At 60.2% G+C, this 3286-nt stretch carries 2 protein-coding genes; both read right to left on the bottom strand.

The features are described 5' to 3' along the window. Window positions 1–177: 177 nt before the first annotated feature. Entirely contained in the window at window positions 178–1518 is a 1341-nt protein-coding gene (locus QZ307_RS10965) for an MFS transporter (RefSeq protein ID WP_295999761.1), read from the bottom strand. A 319-nt stretch (window positions 1519–1837) separates the two neighbouring features. Further along, on the bottom strand, window positions 1838–2968 hold the full coding sequence (locus QZ307_RS10960) for a DMT family transporter (RefSeq protein WP_295999759.1): 1131 nt from the start codon (window positions 2966–2968) through the stop codon (window positions 1838–1840). Window positions 2969–3286: the final 318 nt, after the last annotated feature.

Below are 3286 nucleotides of genomic sequence, written 5' to 3'. Positions count from 1 at the left end.
CGGCCGCCCTCGTCGCCGGAGTCGCTATTCTTCCCCAAAAAGGTTACGCCGTGTTCGTGCACAAAAACAAAGCGACGCCCCTTTTTCCAGGGACGTCGCTCACGTGCATAAAAATTTGCAGCCCCCGCCGGACCCTCCCCTTCCGACGTCTGCGGGGCTGCAAATTACACCCCGAAGCTACTGAATGTCAGTGAGCTTCTTCCTGGAGTTGTCGTGGGTCAGGCACATGGCTATGAGCGCGATAACCGAAATGGCCACCATGTACCACGCCGGCGCGATGGCATTGCCCGTCGCCTCAATCAAGGCGATGGAGATAAACGACGCCGAACCGCCGAAGATGGCGTTGGCAAAGTTGAAGCTCACCGCAAAGCCCGAGTAGCGCACCTCGGTGGGGAACGTCTCGGACAGGTAGCTGGACAGCGTACCGTCGTTGATGGTAAGCAGCAGGCACATGACCAGCTCCACTACGAGAATAATCCAGAAGTTCTGGCTTCCCATGAGCATAAAGGCCGGCACCGTGAACACGATGAAGCCAATGGAGGCAATGATGAGCATCTTCTTGCGGCCGAAGCGGTCGGACACGCGGCCGGACAGGAAGATGAACGCGATGTAGGCCACCAGGCAGATGGTGGTGATCAGCGACGAGGCACCGGCATCGTAGCCGATAGTGTCCTGCAGATAGTTCGGCAGGTAGGTAAGCACCGCGTAGAAGCCCACAGCGTTCAGCATGCAGGCGCCGAAGGACACCAGCAGCGGCTTCCAGTACTTCGTGAACAGCAGCTTGATGGGCGTATCGTCGGTTTCGCCCTTTGCTTCCAGCTTGTCCTGCATCTCCTGGTACACCGGCGAGTCAGAGACGCGCGTACGAATGTAGTGCGTGATGATGCCCAGCGGACCGGCCAGCAAGAACGGAATGCGCCAGCCCCACTCGGTCACGAAAGCGGAGTCGTGGCCGAAGCTGACGAACATGAGCGTGGCCAAGGTGGAGCCCACCAAAAGGCCCGTAGCCGTGGAAGCGGGCACCAGCGAGCAATACAGTCCGCGGTGATTGGCCGGGGCGTACTCGGCCAGGAACGTGGCGGCACCGGCATACTCGCCGGAAGCGGAGAACGACTGCACCATGCGCAGCAACAACAGCAGTGCCGGGGCCAAGAGTCCCACCGTTGCGAAGGTGGGCAGCAGGCCGATGCAGAACGTGGCGCCGGTCATCAGAAGGATGGAGGTTGCCAGGGCCCACTTGCGCCCCTTCTTGTCACCCATGTGCCCCCAGAAGAACGCGCCCACCGGACGCATCAAGAACGAAAGAGCGAACACGGCGAAGGTCTCCATCAAGGCGACGGTGGGATTCGACGCCGGGAAGAACACCAGGGCGATTACCGTGGCGAAATACGAGTAGGACGCGTAATCGAACCACTCGATGAAGTTGCCGAGGAACGACGAGACGGCGACGCGTCTCAAAGTGGCGTGCTCTTCCTCGGCGGTAGCAGAGCTTGCCACCATTGTGTCGCTAGATGCCATGAAAATCACCCAGATCCTTTCCAAACCCCTTTTTGCTTTGTGCAGTCCTCACAGGACCACCCCCTTTATCAACAGAAAGGCCCGCCCATCCGGGTTGAGCGGATATGGACGGACCTCCTCTTCTTACGCCCCTGAGGGACGCTATACTCTGAGTCTTCCTAAGCCAGGGCGCGGGACGAGCCCGCACTCGACGTTTGCTGATCGGAAAGGGGCTCTCCCCTCTCCCACCACCGAATGCCAGCCAGCTTCGGAAGTGGCGCAATGCGACGCATTGCAGAGAAAGCGCCCATGACGGGCACGGGCGCTTTCGGAGAATGCCTTACGGCAGATCCTGGGTTTCGACCTCGGCCTTGTTCTCGGCCTCGACACTTTCCAGCGTCTTCTGGTCGACGTCGCCCGTGCCCTTGCGGGCCAGCATGGCCTTCACCGTGGGGAAGGCGCCGCCGCCGCAGATGAGGATGACGCCCAGCCAGCTGTTGATGGACATGGGCTCGGCGAAGATCACGATGCCGATGAAGATGGCAACGGGAACCTCCCAGTAAGCGATGGTGCCGTAGTCCATGGCGGGCAGGTTACGGCCGGCCACCAGCAGGCAGCCCAGAGCGATGGGGCCGCAGATGATCCACAGCAGCACCGCACCAATCCAGTTGAACGTGGTGAAGTGGATGTTCAGAGCCCAGTTCTCCATGCCCGGGTTGGAGCCCAGGGAGTTCAGGATAACGGTGATGATGCCAGCACCCAGCACCGCGAAGATGAAGTTCCACACGCCACGGGCGGTGGTGTCGGCATCCTTGCGGTAGCCGTTGAAGAACATGGACAGGCCGTAGAACAGACCGGACAGCAGGCCGAAGGCGTCGCCGATGCCCTTCTGCGGGAACTCGGGCGTGGACGTCTCCAGGTTGAAGTCAAGGCCGAAAGCCTGACCGCCAACGCCGAAGCCGAGCAGGCCCTCGCCGAACAACATACCAACGAACACGACGCAGAGGCACACCCACTGCAGAGCGCTCATGGGCTCTTTACGGAAGATGCGCGCAGCGAGCACGCAGATAACCGGGCCAGTGTAGATGAACATAACGGCGTTGGATACCGTGGTGAGCAACGTAGACGTCACGTAGCAGGCCAGCGACATGCCGATCATAAGACCGCCCAGCGCGATGGCGGGCGTGAGCTTCAGCTTCTTGAAGGTTTCCACCTTGCCGGTGGCGAACATCAAGATGACGAAGAACAGAACGCCCATGCCCATGCGGCCGCAGGCCATGAGAGCGCCGATGGAGTCGCCGGCATTCAGGCCGAGAGCACCGTCGAACATGTCGGTACGCGTTGCCCAACGCGAAAACAGCGGCACCAGGCCCATGCCCGTCGCAGAGATGAGCATGAAGATAAGGCCCTTGGTGTAGTTCATCTGGAAGCCGCTGCCCTCGCCTTGAGGAGCGATTTTCTCCTGAGCCATATAACCCTCCTTTATCTTTCCCTTGAGGTGAGTATTGCCAGAAGACGCGCCATAAGGAGGAGACCCGTCTTCTGTTTCGTACGCGCATATTTGCCCTTACCGCGTACTAAAAAAGGGGAACAGGCCGCTTCGTGCGTTGAAACCTGTTCCCCTTTCTTTTCTAACTATCCCCTCAGGCAGCTGCCCTAAGCTGTTCCCGAGGGAGGGTGGTAGCCCCTAGGCAGCCTGTTCGAGCTGCCCGGAAGCCATCGAATAGGTGGTGCTTACTTCCACATGTCGGGGCGCACGAGGGTGGGATCCTCGACGCGGTTGGGGAAG

Origin of the sequence: uncultured Adlercreutzia sp., assembly GCA_910585575.1 — a bacterium.
Classification (GTDB): Bacteria; Actinomycetota; Coriobacteriia; order Coriobacteriales; family Eggerthellaceae; genus Adlercreutzia.
The sequence above is the reverse complement of the archived record's forward strand: the minus strand, read 5'-3'. Positions and strand labels throughout refer to the sequence as shown.